The organism is Sphingobium sp. JAI105 (genome assembly GCF_015752145.1).
Classification (GTDB): Bacteria; Pseudomonadota; Alphaproteobacteria; order Sphingomonadales; family Sphingomonadaceae; genus Sphingobium; species Sphingobium xenophagum.
Genome location: NZ_JADOUC010000001.1, coordinates 1755684 through 1770766 on the forward strand (window position 1 = coordinate 1755684; position 15083 = coordinate 1770766).

Here is a 15083-nt window from a genome sequence, read left to right on the forward strand (position 1 = left end):
AGGCCATCCAAACAACGGTTTCGCTACGGAAGGGGTGCCCGATGTCTGATGATTTTTTCCCGGTGCCGGAAGATTGGGCCAAGAATGCGCTGATGGACAAGGCTGCGCGCGCTGCCGATTATGCCCGCTCGATTGACGATGCCGACGCCTATTGGCTGGAACGGGCGCAGCGGCTCGACTGGATCACGCCGCCGACCCGCGCCAATGAAAGCAGCTTTGCCGAGGCCGACTTTGGCGTCAAATGGTTCGCCGACGGCGTGCTGAACGTCAGCGCCAACTGCATCGACCGCCATCTGGCGACGCGCGGCGATCAGACCGCGATCGTCTGGGAGCCCGATTCGCCCGATGCGGAGCCGCGCCGCTACAGCTATGCACAGGTGCATGAACAGGTGTGCCGCCTGGCCAATGTGCTCAAAGCCGCTGGCGCCAGGAAGGGCGACCGCATCACCCTCTATCTGCCGATGATCCCCGAAGCCGCCTTCGCCCTGCTCGCCTGCGCCCGGATCGGCGCGGTTCACAGCGTCGTGTTCGGCGGCTTTTCCCCCGAAGCGCTGGCCGGGCGCATCATCGATTGCGATTCCACCCTGGTCGTGACCGCTGACGAGGGTCGTCGCGCGGGCAAGACGGTGCCGCTCAAGGCCAATGTCGATGCCGCGCTGAAAGATTGCCCCAGTGTGAAGAAAGTCGTGGTCGTGCAGGCCACCGGCGGCGCTGTGACAATGACGCCCGGTCGCGACCTTTGGCTGCATGAGGAAGCCGCGAACGTCTCGCCCGATTGCCCGCCCGAACCGATGAATGCCGAAGACCCGCTGTTCATCCTCTATACGTCGGGATCGACCGGCAAGCCCAAGGGCGTGCTGCACACGACCGGCGGCTATCTGCTCTGGGCGAGCCTGACGCACGAACTCTGTTTCGACTATCGGCCCGGCGACATTTACTGGTGCGCGGCCGACATCGGCTGGGTCACCGGCCACAGCTATATCGTCTATGGCCCGCTGGCTAACGGCGCCACCACGCTCATATATGAAGGCGTACCCAACTATCCGACGCCAGCGCGCATCTGGGAAGTGGTCGACCGGCATCAGGTCCAGACCATCTTCACCGCCCCCACGGCGCTGCGCGCGCTGATGAAGGAAGGCGACGAATTCGTCCATTCGACCAGCCGCAAATCACTCCGGCTGCTGGGCACCGTGGGCGAGCCGATCAACCCGGAAGCCTGGCGCTGGTATCACAGCATTGTCGGCGAAGGGCGCTGCCCGATCATCGACACATGGTGGCAGACGGAAACGGGCGCGGCGATGATCGCGCCGACGCCCGGCGCCACCGACCTGAAGCCCGGCTCCGCCACCTTGCCGATGCCCGGCGTGGTGCCGCAGATTGTCGATGCGGAAGGCCATGTGCTGGAGGGCGCGACCGAAGGCAATCTCGTCATCGCGCAAAGCTGGCCGGGTCAGATGCGCACCGTGTGGGGCGATCATGATCGCTTTTTCCAGACCTATTTCACCACCTTCCCCGGCAAATATACGACCGGCGATGGCGCGAGGCGGGACGCGGACGGCTATTACTGGATCACTGGCCGGGTGGACGACGTCATCAACGTATCGGGCCACCGCATGGGCACCGCAGAGGTTGAAAGCGCGCTGGTCCTGCATGAAAGCGTTGCCGAAGCCGCCGTCGTCGGCTTCCCCCATGATATCAAGGGCCAGGGCATCTACGCCTATGTGACGCTCAACGCGCATGACGAGCCAAGCGACGATCTGCGCAAGACGCTGATCAAATGGGTCCGCTCCGAAATCGGCCCGATCGCCACGCCGGATGCCATCCAGTTCGCGCCGGGCCTGCCCAAAACCCGGTCGGGCAAGATCATGCGCCGCATCCTGCGCAAGATTGCAGAGGGCGAAGTGTCGGCGCAGGCGCTTGGCGATACCAGCACGTTGGCTGATCCGTCGGTGGTCGACAATCTCGTCGCAAACCGGCAGGGTTGACGCGCCCGCCCAAGGAGCTGCCATGGACCGCTATACATCCGTCGCCCGCGCCCTGCATTGGATCCTGGCGGTCCTGATCATCGTCAATCTGGTCCTTGGCATCGGGCATGACGCCCTGCCCAAGGACTGGGCGGTGATGCCGGTTCACAAGTCGATCGGCCTCACGGTACTGGCACTCACGCTGGTGCGACTGGCCTGGCGCGTCGGCCACCGCCCGCCATCGCTCCCCAGCGCGATGCCGGTCTGGGAAAAGGCGTCGGCGCACGCCACCCATGGCGTCTTTTACGCCTTCATGATCCTGGTTCCGCTGACAGGCTGGATCATGACATCGGCGGGTACGCGGCCGCTCAACTGGTTCTTCCTGTTCGACGTGCCGAAATTGGCGGTGACCAAGGGCGACGCGATCGTCGGTCTGTCCCGTGAGGGGCATGAGGTGATGGGTTTTGCCTGGGCAGCGCTGATCATCGTCCATGTCGCCGCTGCGCTGCGCCATCATGTCGTGCTGAAGGACAATGTGCTGCGGCGGATGATATGACGGTTACGATTACTGGATGAACGGCCTGATCATCCTGCCCTGCCACCAGCGCAGGGCATACAAAGCGAACGACTAGACCATCTCGCCCGTCAGCAACCGTGGCAGCGCGCCTGATTGACCGCGCGCTTCTGCCATGAAGCGCCCCTTGAGCAGCGATGTCCGCTGCACCGCGGCCAGTCCCGCGCGCCGCGCCAAGGCAGGCAAACGCCCCGGCACATCGAACAGCCGCACCAGCCCGTCCATCGCCACGCTGACCGACAGCGAATCCAGGCTCCGCCAGCGCTGGTAGCGCGCCAGCAATTGCGCGTCGCCCGGATCAAGCCCCAGCCTCTTGCCCTCCACCAGCACCTCCACCAGCGCGGCGACATCACGGAAGCCCAGGTTCAGCCCCTGCCCGGCAATCGGGTGAATGGCGTGCGCGCTGTCGCCGACCAGCGCCAACCGCGTATCGGTAATGCGCGCGGCGTGGTGGAAGCCCAAAGGATAGGAGGAACGCGGCCCTGCCAGACGGATTTCGCCCAGAAAGCCGCCGATCCGCTTCTGCGCTTCGGCCAGCCAGGCGCGCTCGGACAGTTTGAGCATGGCGGGCGCCTGCTGCGTGGGCACGGTCCACACGATCGCCGATCGCGTGCCAGGCAGCATCGGCAGCAGTGCGAACGGGCCGCCGACATAGAAAATCTCATAGGCCGTGTTGGCGTGCGGCACTTCATGGTCGATCGCCGTGACCATGGCGGTATGTTTATACTGCCAGCGCGTGGTGCGGATGCCCGCAGCCTCGCGCGTCGGACTGTTGCGCCCCTCCGCCGCCACCAGCAGCGCGCCCCGAATCATGGCCCCGCTCGCCAACGTCAGCGTCACGCCATTGGCGTTGCGGTCGACATGGATGGCGCGGTCGGGCTGGAAGCGGGTGAGATGGACGGCATCGGCCGCTGCCTGCGCCAGCGCAATGCGCAGGTCGCGATTGGGGATCATCGTCCCCATCACGCCATCGTCGGCATCCGGCACGAAATCGAGCGCGCCCGGCTCCAGCCCGTCGCTGACCCAGATCCGGTCGATCGGGCAACCCTTCCCTTCCAGAAACGGCGCGACGCCGATCGCCGACAGCATCGCAAAACTGGTGGAACTGATTGCCGATACGCGGCCGTCAAAGCCGCTGGCGGTCGTGTCCACCGGATCGGCAGGGTCGATCACGGCACAGCGCACGCCATGGCCGGAAAGGGCGATGCCAAGGGTCAGGCCGACAAGGCCCCCTCCCAATATCACGACGTCGAAGCGTTCCATGACCCGCTATCTAGGCGCTTGGGGGACGATTGGGAAGCGACCTGAACCAAATAGCATAGCGCTCCCGCCAGCGCGGGAGCACTATGCGTCCAAATATCAAACCATCCGTACCCAGCCCGCCGGATCGGCGACCGTTCCGCGCTGGATGCCGGTCAGTTCCGCCCGCAGGGTTTCGGTGACGATGCCGCCATCGCCATTGCCGATGGTGAAATCGCCATCCACGCTCTTGACCGTGCCGATCGCCGTGACGACCGCCGCCGTGCCGCAGGCAAAAGCCTCGCGCAGCTTGCCGCTGGCCGCATCGGCGCGCCACTGGGCAAAGCTGTAGGGTTCTTCGCGCACGTCATGCCCCTTGGCGCGGGCCAGGGTGATGATCGAATTGCGGGTGATGCCGGGCAGGATGGTGCCACCGAGCGGGGGCGTGACGATCGATCCGTCATCCATGACGAAAAAGACGTTCATGCCGCCCAGTTCCTCGACCCACTTATGTTCCGCTGCGTCCAGGAACACGACCTGATCGCAGCCATGGCCGATCGCTTCCTTCTGCGCGATCAGCGATGCGGCATAGTTGCCGCCGCATTTGGCAGCGCCTGTGCCGCCCCGCGCAGCGCGGGTGTAATGTTCCGATACCCACAGGGTCACGGCCTTCTTGCCGCCCTTGAAATAGGCACCGGCGGGCGATGCGATGACACAGAAAATATAGTCGTTGGACGGGCGAACGCCCAGGAAATTCTCGCTCGCGAACAGGAAGGGGCGCAGATAGAGGCTGCCTTCGCCGTCCGGAATCCAGTCAGCGTCGATCTTGACCAGCGCCTCGACCGCTTCGAGAAAAACCTCCTGCGGCAACGCAGGCATCGCCATGCGATCGGCCGATTCGGCAAAGCGACGGGCGTTTTCCTCCGGGCGGAACATGGCGATGCTGCCATCCGCCAGCCGATACGCCTTCATCCCTTCAAAGATTTCCTGCGCATAGTGCAGCACGGCACAGGCCGGGTCGATCTGGAACGGCTCACGCGGACCGATGGCATGGCTGTGCCAGCCCTGCCCTTCGGTGTAGCGGATCGTCACCATATGATCGGTAAAAATACGCCCGAAACCGGGGTCCGCCAGCAATTGCTCACGCTCGTCCGCCGACAAAGCCCTGGGGCTTGGCGTGACGGTGAAGCGGGATGTCTGCTCGACGTCCATAGTCTGTCTCCTTGGGTTGGAGGGCGAGCCTATGTCACAAATAGACGCGCGAAACAACGTCAACTATACTGACCCATCAGGCCAGTATTGCCATGCTGGCCTCTTGGCGCTCCCCTGTCCGCCCGCTATCGCTTGGCCATGCACTTTTTTTCCGACAATGCGACCCCGCTATGCCCGCAGGTGATGGCGGCGATAGCCGCTGCCGATCTGGCCGATCATGGCTATGATGGCGACCAGTGGAGCGCCCGGCTGGATGACGCTTTCTCGGCCCTGTTCGACACGCGCGTCCGGGCGCTGTGGATCGCGACCGGCACGGCCGCCAACAGTATCGCGCTGGCGACGCTCTGCCCGCCCTATGGCGGCGTGATCTGCCATGAGGAAGCACATATCGTCGTCGACGAATGCGGCGCGCCCGGATTCTTCACCCATGGCGCGAGCCTCATGACGTTGCCCGGCGAGGGTGCGAAACTTCATCCCGACATGGTCAGCGCGCGGCTGGCGGCGATCCGCCCGGACGTACATCAGGTGCCAGCCCGCGCGATCAGCATCACCAACGCCACTGAATATGGCCGCGCCTACACGCCCGACGAGGTCGCAGCGCTGGGCGACATCGCGCGCACCCACGGCCTGGGCTTCCATATGGATGGCGCGCGTTTTGCCAATGTGGTGGCGCATCTGGGCTGCGCGCCCGCCGATCTGACATGGCGCGCCGGCGTCGACGCGCTCAGCTTTGGCTGCGTCAAGAATGGCGGGATGATCGGCGAGGCATTGCTCTTTTTCGGCCCGCAGGCAGATGCCCGCGCCGCCGAGGCCGCTCGCTGGCGCAAGCGGTCGGGGCATCTATTCTCCAAGGGCCGCTATCTTGCCGCGCAGATTTTGGCGATGGTCGAAGGCGACCTGTGGCTGGCCAACGCCCGTGCCGCCAATGCCGCGGCGCAGGCACTGGCGCAGGCCGTGCCCGCCCGCCTGCTCCACCGCGTCGAAGCGAATGAACTGTTCATCCGCCTCACCGCCGCCGATGCAGCGGCGCTGCGGGCGCAGGGTTTCGACTTTTACGACTGGGGCGAAGGGGCCGCGCGGCTGGTCACCAACTGGTCGCAGGACGCCGCCAGCGTCGCGCCGCTCGCCGCCGCGTTGCGGACACTCGACCATGGCTGAACCGACTGCGAAAGGCGGCATACTCGTCCCCTTCGCGCTCGTCACGCTGATCTGGAGTTCGACCTGGATCGTCATTCGCGACCAGATTGGCAGCGTGCCGCCCAGCTGGTCGGTCTGCTACCGCTTCGCGCTGGCGGGGGTCGCCATGGCCATTTTTTGCCGGATGCGCGGCGTGTCCTTGCGGATTGGCGGCGCGGGGCTGGCCTTTGCCGCTTTGTTGGGCACGGCGCAGTTCGTCCTCAATTTCAACTTCGTCTATCGCGCCGAACTTACCCTGACTTCGGGCGTCGTCGCGGTGATCTACGCCATGCTGCTCATCCCCAACTCCATCCTGGCCTTCCTGATTTTCCGTCAGCCCGTCAGTCGCGCCTTCATTGCCGGGTCGGTGGTGGCGACGACCGGCATCATCCTGATGCTGACCCATGAATATCACGCCGCCGACATAGCGCCGGGCGACGTGCTGGCGGGGGTCGGCTTTGCACTCGCCGGGTTGCTCAGCGCTTCTGCCGCCAATGTCATGCAGGGGATGGATATTGCCCGCCGCCTGCCGATGATCGCGGTGCTGGCCTGGGCAATGCTGATCGGCGCGGCGGTGGACGCCGCCTATGCGCTTGCCACGGTCGGCCCGCCGGTGGCCGAATGGCGTACGGGCTATTGGCTGGGCGTTGCCTGGCTGGGCCTGGTCGGGTCGGTCATTACCTTCCCGCTCTATTTCCGCCTGATCCAGCGCATGGGCGCGGGGCGCGCGGCATATACAAGCGTCCTCATCCCGGTGATCGCGATGCTGATCTCCACCCTGCTGGAGGGCTATCGCTGGACGGGACTGGCTGCTGGCGGCGCCATGCTGGCGGTGGCTGGCATGGCGATCGCGCTGCGGGCGAAGGCGGGCTGAACCCGCCCTCGCTCCATCCTATCCGCGCAGCACTCCGCCCAGCTTCTGCGCCGCCTTGACGATGGCCGCGCTGATCGCGTCCAGCTCCTCCTGGGTAAAGCTCTTCTCGCCCGGCTGGAGCGTGACTTCGATGGCGAGCGACTTGCTGCCTTCGTCGACCCCCGGCCCGGTAAAGACGTCGAACAGGCGCGCGTCGACAATCGCCTTCTTGTCCGCGCCCTTGACGGCGCGAACCAGCGCATCGGCCTCGACCGAGTCAGCCACGACAAAGGCGAAGTCGCGCTTCACCGCCTGCAAGGCGGGTGGCGCATAGGGCGCGCGCATGAAGCCCGACTTGCGCTTGCCCGGTATCGCATCGAGGAAGATTTCACCCGCGACCACCGTGCCGCTCAACCCGAATTGCTTGGCAAGGCCGGGATGCAACACGCCATATTCGGCCAGCACCACCTTGGGCCCAAGCCGCAGCGTGCCTGACTGACCGGGATGATAGGCGGCAGACGCCTCGCCGAAATTCTGGAGGTTGGCGACCGGCGCACCCGCCGCAGCCAGCAGCGCCATGACGTCCGCCTTGGCGTCATAGGCGGTGAAGGGCTGGGCCTTGCCATCCTGCCAGCTGCTCGGTTGCTTCTCGCCCGCCAGCACGAAGCCAACGGTCGCGCGCTCACCCTGTTTGAAATAGCGCCGTCCCAGCTCGAACAACCGCACCGACGTCGCGCCGCGATCCATGTTGCGGCGACTGGCCGACAGCAGGCCCGGCAGCAGCGAAGGGCGCATGACCTTCAAATCTTCCGAGATCGGATTGGCCAGCGTCCACTGCCCCCCGCCCACGGAAGCGGCTTCCTTTTCCGACAGGAAGGACCAGTTGATCGCCTCGGCAAGGCCACGCGCCGCCGCCGTGCGGCGTACGCGGCGCTCGACCAGCTGCTCCGCCGTCGCGGTCGGGCGGGCGACGCCCGGCATGCGCGGCAACGGGGTGGATGGCACATGCTCCAGCCCGACGATCCGCACTACTTCCTCGACAATGTCGGGCCAGCCATCGATGTCGCGGCGCCAGCTCGGCACTGTGATCGACCAGATGCCCGGCACGGTCACCGGCACGCCATCCTCATAATCGGTGCGATTGTCCTGCCCGCTTACGACAAAGCCCAGGCTTTCGAGGATGCGCTTCTGTTCGTCCGCCGCCACATAGACGCCCGCCAGCGTCAGGCACTGGTCGGGCCGGTAATCCACAAGCTTGGGCGTCACGGGCGGCGCGCCCGCATGAGTCGCCTCGCTGGGCGTACCACCGCACAGATGCGTCACAAGGCTGGTCGCGATCGACAGGCCATCGTCCAGAAAGGCCGGATCGACGCCGCGCTCGAACCGCCCGCGCGCGTCCGATGTCAGGCTGAGCTTCTGGCCCGTCATCGCGATCCGTTCGGGCGTGAAATAGGCGCATTCGATCAGCACGTCGGTCGTGCCGTCCTGCGCGCCCGAATGTTCGCCGCCCATGATGCCGCCAATGTCATGGACAGCTTCATCGTCTGCGATGACGGTCATCGTCTCATCGACGGTGTAGGTCTTGCCGTTGAGCGCCAGCACCTGTTCGCCCGCCTTGCCCTTGCGCGCGACCAGGCCGCCTTTCAGGCTTGCCATATCATAGACATGCAGCGGTCGGCCCAGGTCGATCATGATATAGTTGGTGATGTCGACCAGGGTGCTGATCGGCTTCTGCCCGATCGCCTTCAGGCGCTTGGCCATCCATTCGGGCGACTGGCCGTTGGTGACGCCGCGAACGGTGCGCGCGAAAAAGGCCGGACAGCCTTCCATATCCTCGGTCCGCACGTCCGGACCCGGCCCCACGCCCGCAATATCCGGCACGATGATGGCGTTCAGCGTACCCAGCCCAGCCGCCGCCAGATCGCGCGCGATGCCGCGCACGCCCATGCAATCCTGCCGGTTGGGCGTGATCGACACGTCGATGACCGGATCATTGAGGCCCGCCCAGTCGGCATAGAGCTGCCCGACCGGCGCGGCTGCATCCAGTTCGATGATGCCGTCATGATCGTCACCCAGCTCCAGTTCGCGGGTCGAACACATCATGCCGTTGGATTCGACGCCCCGGATCGCGGTCTTTTTCAGCACCATGCCATTGGCGGGAACGACAGCACCCTCGATCCCGAACACGCCGACAAGACCCGCGCGCGCATTGGGCGCGCCGCACACGACCTGAAGGGGTGCGCCATCGCCATGATCGACGGTCAGAACCTGCAATTTATCGGCCTGCGGGTGACGATCGGCAGTCAAGACCTTCGCGATCTTGAAGCCACCCAGCTTTTCTGCCGGATTTTCGACACCGTCGACCTCCAGCCCGATGGCGTTGAGCGTCTTGAGAATGGTGGCCAGGTCGGCATCGGTCTTGAGATGCGTCTTGAGCCAGCTCAGCGTGAACTTCATGCGCCCACTCCTCCGCTCAGCGTGGGTACGTCCAGCGCCGAAAAACCATAATGTTTGAGCCAGCGCAGGTCGCCGTCGAAGAAGGCACGCAAGTCGTTCATCCCATATTTGAGCATGGCGAGGCGATCGACCCCGGTGCCAAAGGCAAAGCCCTGCCACTCGTCAGGGTCCAGTCCGCATGCCTCGATCACGCGACGGTTCACCATGCCGCTGCCCAGCACCTCCAGCCAGCCGCCATCGGCTGCATCGCCGTCGCCGCCAATCACGCGCTGGCCGTTCACCAGCGTATAGCCGACATCGACCTCGACAGAGGGTTCGGTGAAGGGGAAATAGCTGGGGCGCAGCCGCAGCACGATATCCTCGCGCTCGAAAAAGGCCTTCAGGAAGGTCTCCAGCGTCCATTTGAGATGGCCGAGCGTAATCCCCTTGTCGATCACCAGCCCCTCGATCTGGTGGAACATCGGCGTGTGAGTGGCATCGCTGTCGCTGCGATAGACGCGGCCGGGCGCGATGATGCGGATCGGCGGCTCCTGCGTCATCATCGTGCGAATCTGCACCGGCGATGTATGGGTGCGCAGCAGCATCCGCTTCTGGCCTTCCTCGTCGGGGAAGTAGAAAGTGTCGTGCATCGCACGCGCCGGATGCGTCTCAGGAATGTTAAGCGCGGTGAAATTATGCCAGTCGTCCTCGATCTCCGGCCCGGTCGCGACCGAAAAGCCCAGGTCCGCGAAGATTTCCGCCAGTTCGTCCATCACCTGCGAAACCGGATGCACCGACCCTTGCGGCCCCACATCGGCGGGCAGCGTCATGTCGATCTTTTCCGACGCCAGACGCGCATCCAGCGCCGCCTGCTCCAGCGCCGCCTTCTTCGCGACGATCGCGGCGGTCACGGATTCGCGCAGATCCTGGATCGGCGGCCCCTTTTCCAGCCGCTCGTCCGGCGACATGGCCCCCAGCGTCTTGAGCAGCCCAGTAACGACCCCGTTCTTGCCCAGCGCGCCGACGCGGAGCGCTTCCACCGCGTCCAGCGTGTCTGCAGCATCAATGTCGGCGATCAGCCCGGCTTTCAATGCGCTAATGTCTGTCATAAATCTTCGTCACCACCATCTCGTCATTCCCGCGAAAGCGGGAACCCATCTCCCGACCTTTCGGTCAGTCGCTGCGTAGGGAGGGCAATGGCTCAAAGCCAAAGCCCAATGCCAGATCATCCCAATCGGGATTTTCCGCTTCTATCAGCCCGATCTTCCATTGCCTGTTCCATTTCTTGATCCGCTTTTCACGTAGGATGGCACTTTCCAAACGGTCATGCGGCTCGAACCAAACAAGACGTTTCACGCCGTAGTCTTTGGTGAAGCCGTCGATCAAGCCGTTTCGATGCTCATAGAGACGCTTTACAAGGTCGACCGTCACGCCGGTATATAATGTGCCGTTCCTGCGGCTCGCCAGAATATACACCGATGGGCTGATCTCGCGCTTCATTCACACCGCCGGAGATGGGTCCCCGCATTCGCGGGGATGACGCTGGATACAGAAGGGCTTACGCCCGCGCGCCCAGCAATGCGCCGCCAAAGCCAACGAACATCACGCCGCTCGCCCGGTTGAACAGGCGCTGGCGGTTCACCGGCTCCAGCCAGCGGGCCAGCTTGACCCCGCCGAGCGCGTAAATGCTGTACCAGAAGCTTTCGATCACCACGAAACTGACCACCAGGATCGCCAGCTGCACCCCGAACGGACGGTCTGTGTCGATGAACTGCGGAAACAGGGCCGCCGCAAAGATGATCAGCTTGGGATTGGACAATCCGGTCAAAAGCCCGGTCGCATAAAGCGCATGATGGGACCGCGCGGGCGCGGCGGCGGCGGCAAGGCCGACTGGCGCGCGCCATGCCTTGATCCCCAGCCAGACCAGATAGGCGACCCCGGCATAGCGCAGCACGTCGAACAGGCGCGGCGAAGCCTTGAGCAACGCCCCAAGTCCCAGCGCTGACGCGATCAGGCACAGCAGCACCGCACTCATCAGACCCGCCATGGTCGCCAGCGCACGGCGCGGGCCATGGGCGATGCTCTGCGTCATCACATGCAGCATGTTCGGCCCCGGCGTGGCGGAGATCAGGAACACGGCAGTCACATATAGCCACCAGAGATGCAGCGACATCGGTTGGTCCTTTTGATGTCCGGCCAACCCCAAATCCGTTCGGGCTGAGCCTGTCGAAGCCCCCGCCTGAGCGTAGCGAAGGCACCTCACTCCGTTCGGTGGTGCCCTTCGACTTCGCTCAGGGCGAACGGGTAGGTAGTGAGTGGCAACAAACAAAAAGGGCGCCGGAAGCATCTGCCCCGGCGCCCTTTTGACGATCTTGCGACCGACCGGCCTTATGCTGCGGGCAGCGCAGCCTTGGCCTGGGCGATGATGGCGCTAAACGCCTCGCCTTCGTGCATCGCAATGTCGGCCAGAACCTTGCGGTCCAGCTGCACGCCGGCCAGCTTCAGGCCGTGCATGAATTGCGAATAGGTCAGGCCTTCAGCGCGGACACCCGCGTTGATGCGCTGGATCCACAGGCCACGGAAGCTGCGCTTCTTGACCTTGCGATCGCGGTAGGCGTACTGGCCGGCCTTTTCGACCGCCTGACGGGCGACGCGGATGGTATTCTTGCGACGGCCATAATAGCCCTTCGCCTGTTCCAGAATCCGCTTGTGCTTGGCGCGGGTGGTTACACCCCGTTTTACGCGTGCCATTGTCCCTTACTCCTTACTTCAGGCCGTAGGGTGCCCAGAGGCGGACGTGAGCCACGTCGGCATCGGACAGCACGGAAGTACCACGGTTCTGGCGAATATATTTGGCGTTGTGGCTGATCAGGCGGTGACGCTTGCCAGCGACGCCGTGCTTGACCTTGCCGGAAGCGGTGAACTTGAAGCGCTTCTTCACACCGCTCTTGGTCTTGAGCTTGGGCATTTTCGTCTCCTTTGCGTAGCGCGACGATTGCAGACAGCCCCGGCAGCCCTAGTTAGCCGGGCGGTCCCACTGAATCGCGAAGGGCGCGCATAGGCGGGTATGCGCGGAAAGGCAAGCGATTCGCGGAATTTCAATGATGATGGTGGTCTGTCGCCCCAGCCATCGCTTCCAGCACATCTTCCAGCCGGGCCGGATCGCCCAGCGCCAGAACACGCCCATCGCTGTCCGCCGTCAGCGGCTCGCCATTCCAGTCGCACATCAACCCGCCCGCACCCTCGACCACCGGCACCAGCGCGGCAAAATCATAGGATTGCAGACCCGATTCGATCACGATGTCGAGGAAGCCGGACGCGACCAGACCGTAATTATAACAATCGCCGCCATAGACCGGCCCCTGACGCGGCGATCCACCGGAAACCGCCGCGACCAGCGCCATATAATAGGGCACATCGCCATCGTCGAAGAGGTGCGGGCTGGTCGTCGCAATGCCTGCTCCCTCCAGTGCGCGGCAGACGCGGGTGCGAACCGGCTGGCCATTGAAGGTGGTCGGCTGCCCCGCCATCCCGGCCCAGCGTTCCTTGGCGATCGGCTGGTCAATGACGCCGATCGTCGGCCAGCCGCCCTGTGTCAGCGCGATCAGCGTGCCAAAGATCGGCCGCCCGGCGATGAAGCTGCGGGTGCCGTCGATGGGGTCGAGTATCCACACCCGCTCGGCGCCTTCCCGCACCGATCCATATTCCTCGCCAATGATGCCGTCGCCCGGACGCTCCTTCTCCAAAATCGCTCGAATCGCCGCCTCTGCTGCGCGATCGGCCTGCGTCACCGGCGATTTGTCCGCCTTATATTCCATGTCGTAGCGGGCGCGGAAAAAGGGGCGGATCGCCGCGCCGGCGGCGTCGGCAAGGTGGTTGGCCAAGGCCAGATCATCACGGGTGGTCATGCCCTTCGCCTAGCGGCTGCGCGGCCGTTGCGCTAGACTGCGGATCTATGGAGAAGGAGGGAAAAATGCCCGGTTCGCCCGTTATCCCATGCCTGCGCTACGCCGATGCCCCCGCCGCTATCGACTTTCTGTGCGAAGCCTTCGGTTTCGTGCGCCACGCCGTCTATGCCGATGATGCCGACCCCCGCATCATCCACCATGCCCAACTGGTGCTGAATGACGGCATGGTGATGCTGGGCAGTGTGCAGGACATGGCCGCCGAATCGCTCTACACATGGTCCACCGCGCGCGACCTGGGCGGGGTGACGGGGTGCGTCTATGTCGTGGTGCCCGATGTCGATGCCCATTCCCTTCATGCCCGCAACGAAGGCGCCGTGGTGGTCGATGAGCCGCACGATAATGACGGTTATCCGGGGCGCGGATACAGCGCGCTCGACCCGGAAGGCAATGTCTGGAGCTTCGGCAGCTACGATCCCTGGGCCGCTTAAGCCTTCGGCAACCTCGTCGCGCTAGTCTTGGGGACTGGATGACGGGAGCGGGCGCATGGCGCTGATCGGCTGGTTTTTGAGTTTTGTCGGCCTGTTCGCAGGGCTTGCGCTGCGGCAGGACATGCCGGTCGGCGGCGCGGCCACCCTGTCCAACCTGCTGATCGCGCTCGCAGTGCTGGCTTGCCCCATGATCTGGCAGGGCAAGCCGCTCGGCATATCACGCGGCCAGCGCGTCGTGGCCGCGCTGATCATGATCCTGTCCTTGCCGCTGGTGCTGCTGCCAGCGGGTTAGACCGCTCAATCGAACAGGCTGGACACCGAACTTTCATCCGCAATCCGCTTGATCGCCTCGCCCAGCAACGGGGCGATCGGCAGGTGGCGGATATGGGCGGCATTGTTGACCGCGTCCGTCCCCTGGATCGAATCGGTGATCACCAGTTCCAGCAGGTCCGACGCCTCGACCCGCGCGACCGCGCCGCCCGACAGCACGCCATGGCTGACATAGGCAACGACTTCCTCTGCCCCGGCGGCCTTCAATGCGCTCGCAGCGTTGCACAGCGTCCCCGCCGAATCGACGATGTCGTCGATCAGCACGCAGAAACGGCCCGACACATCGCCGATGATGTTCATGACTTCCGATTCGCCCGCGCGCTCGCGGCGCTTGTCGACGATGGCGAGCGGAGCGTTGTCGAGCCGCTTGGCCAGCGCCCGCGCGCGCACCACGCCGCCGACGTCGGGCGACACGACCATGATGTTGCGATCGCCAAAGCGCGCCTGAATGTCCGCCGACATGACCGGCGCGCCGAACAGGTTATCGGTCGGAATATCGAAGAAACCCTGGATCTGTCCCGCGTGCAGATCGACCGACAGGACGCGGTCGGCACCTGCCTTGGTAATGAGGTTGGCAACCAGCTTGGCGCTGATGGGCGTGCGCGGGCCGGGCTTGCGGTCCTGCCGGGCATAGCCGAAATAGGGGACGACCGCGGTGATACGCTTGGCCGATGCGCGCTTGAGCGCATCGATCATGATCAGCAATTCCATCAGATTATCGTTGGTCGGATAGCTGGTGGACTGGATCACGAACACATCCTCACCCCGGACATTTTCGTGGATTTCCACGAACACTTCCTCATCGGCGAAGCGGCGGACGCTGGCGTCGGTCAGGGGAATTTCGATATAATCGGCGATGGCGGCCGCGAGCGGCTTGTTGGAATTGCCGGTCATGAGCTTCAT

At 64.4% G+C, this 15083-nt stretch carries 16 protein-coding genes; 6 read left to right on the plus strand and 10 right to left on the minus strand.

Features of this window, described 5'->3' with window-relative positions:
* Nucleotides 1-41 precede the first annotated feature (41 nt).
* Together acs and IWY39_RS08405 are read left to right on the plus strand one after the other, a co-directional pair.
* Nucleotides 42-1985, plus strand: a complete 1944-nt coding sequence (acs, locus tag IWY39_RS08400) for an acetate--CoA ligase (protein ID WP_107124364.1) — start codon at nt 42-44, stop codon at nt 1983-1985.
* Between the two features lie 22 nt (nt 1986-2007).
* Nucleotides 2008-2520 (plus strand): cytochrome b, encoded by a 513-nt coding sequence (locus IWY39_RS08405; protein ID WP_107124363.1) that lies wholly within the window; start codon nt 2008-2010, stop codon nt 2518-2520.
* A gap of 72 nt (nt 2521-2592) precedes the next feature.
* Here the strand turns inward: IWY39_RS08405 and IWY39_RS08410 are convergent, their stop codons facing one another.
* Both IWY39_RS08410 and IWY39_RS08415 read right to left on the minus strand, forming a co-directional pair.
* On the minus strand, nt 2593-3801 hold the full coding sequence (locus IWY39_RS08410; RefSeq protein ID WP_107124362.1) for an FAD-dependent monooxygenase: 1209 nt from the start codon (nt 3799-3801) through the stop codon (nt 2593-2595).
* A 96-nt stretch (nt 3802-3897) separates the two neighbouring features.
* Entirely contained in the window at nt 3898-4989 is a 1092-nt protein-coding gene (locus IWY39_RS08415) for a branched-chain amino acid aminotransferase (RefSeq protein WP_107124361.1), read from the minus strand.
* 138 nt (nt 4990-5127) lie between these two features.
* Here IWY39_RS08415 and IWY39_RS08420 point away from each other — a divergent pair, with 138 nt between their 5' ends.
* Complete coding sequence (locus IWY39_RS08420; RefSeq protein ID WP_107124360.1) at nt 5128-6147, plus strand: threonine aldolase family protein; 1020 nt, start codon at nt 5128-5130, stop codon at nt 6145-6147.
* Nucleotides 6140-7039 (plus strand): DMT family transporter, encoded by a 900-nt coding sequence (locus IWY39_RS08425; RefSeq protein ID WP_107124359.1) that lies wholly within the window; start codon nt 6140-6142, stop codon nt 7037-7039. The genes IWY39_RS08420 and IWY39_RS08425 overlap by 8 nt, the downstream gene beginning before the upstream one ends.
* Before the next feature lie 18 nt (nt 7040-7057).
* Here IWY39_RS08425 and pheT read toward each other — a convergent pair whose 3' ends face one another.
* The 7 genes from pheT to IWY39_RS08460 all read right to left on the minus strand — a co-directional run bounded on the left by pheT (nt 7058) and on the right by IWY39_RS08460 (nt 13362).
* Entirely contained in the window at nt 7058-9475 is a 2418-nt protein-coding gene (gene pheT, locus IWY39_RS08430; RefSeq protein WP_107124358.1) for a phenylalanine--tRNA ligase subunit beta, read from the minus strand.
* On the minus strand, nt 9472-10563 hold the full coding sequence (pheS, locus tag IWY39_RS08435; protein WP_019052279.1) for a phenylalanine--tRNA ligase subunit alpha: 1092 nt from the start codon (nt 10561-10563) through the stop codon (nt 9472-9474). The genes pheT and pheS overlap by 4 nt, the downstream gene beginning before the upstream one ends.
* Before the next feature lie 64 nt (nt 10564-10627).
* Nucleotides 10628-10954: a GIY-YIG nuclease family protein gene (locus tag IWY39_RS08440; protein WP_019052278.1), complete on the minus strand. Its 327-nt coding sequence runs from the start codon at nt 10952-10954 to the stop codon at nt 10628-10630.
* Between the two features lie 58 nt (nt 10955-11012).
* Nucleotides 11013-11627, minus strand: a complete 615-nt coding sequence (locus IWY39_RS08445; RefSeq protein ID WP_107124357.1) for a LysE family translocator — start codon at nt 11625-11627, stop codon at nt 11013-11015.
* A 215-nt stretch (nt 11628-11842) separates the two neighbouring features.
* The gene (gene rplT, locus IWY39_RS08450) at nt 11843-12205 is read right to left on the minus strand and encodes a 50S ribosomal protein L20 (RefSeq protein ID WP_017184255.1); all 363 of its coding nucleotides are present in this window, start codon (nt 12203-12205) and stop codon (nt 11843-11845) included.
* Between the two features lie 13 nt (nt 12206-12218).
* Nucleotides 12219-12422: a 50S ribosomal protein L35 gene (rpmI, locus tag IWY39_RS08455; protein ID WP_004208916.1), complete on the minus strand. Its 204-nt coding sequence runs from the start codon at nt 12420-12422 to the stop codon at nt 12219-12221.
* 130 nt (nt 12423-12552) lie between these two features.
* The gene (locus IWY39_RS08460; protein ID WP_107124355.1) at nt 12553-13362 is read right to left on the minus strand and encodes an inositol monophosphatase family protein; all 810 of its coding nucleotides are present in this window, start codon (nt 13360-13362) and stop codon (nt 12553-12555) included.
* Between the two features lie 65 nt (nt 13363-13427).
* On the opposite strand from IWY39_RS08460, the gene IWY39_RS08465 reads away from it, so the two are divergent.
* Nucleotides 13428-13850 (plus strand): VOC family protein, encoded by a 423-nt coding sequence (locus IWY39_RS08465; protein WP_107124354.1) that lies wholly within the window; start codon nt 13428-13430, stop codon nt 13848-13850.
* 55 nt (nt 13851-13905) lie between these two features.
* Entirely contained in the window at nt 13906-14142 is a 237-nt protein-coding gene (locus IWY39_RS08470) for a hypothetical protein (RefSeq protein ID WP_017184252.1), read from the plus strand.
* Between the two features lie 5 nt (nt 14143-14147).
* On the opposite strand, the gene IWY39_RS08475 is transcribed toward IWY39_RS08470, so the two are convergent.
* A complete protein-coding gene (locus IWY39_RS08475; RefSeq protein ID WP_006952279.1) occupies nt 14148-15083 on the minus strand; it encodes a ribose-phosphate pyrophosphokinase in 936 nt (311 codons plus the stop codon).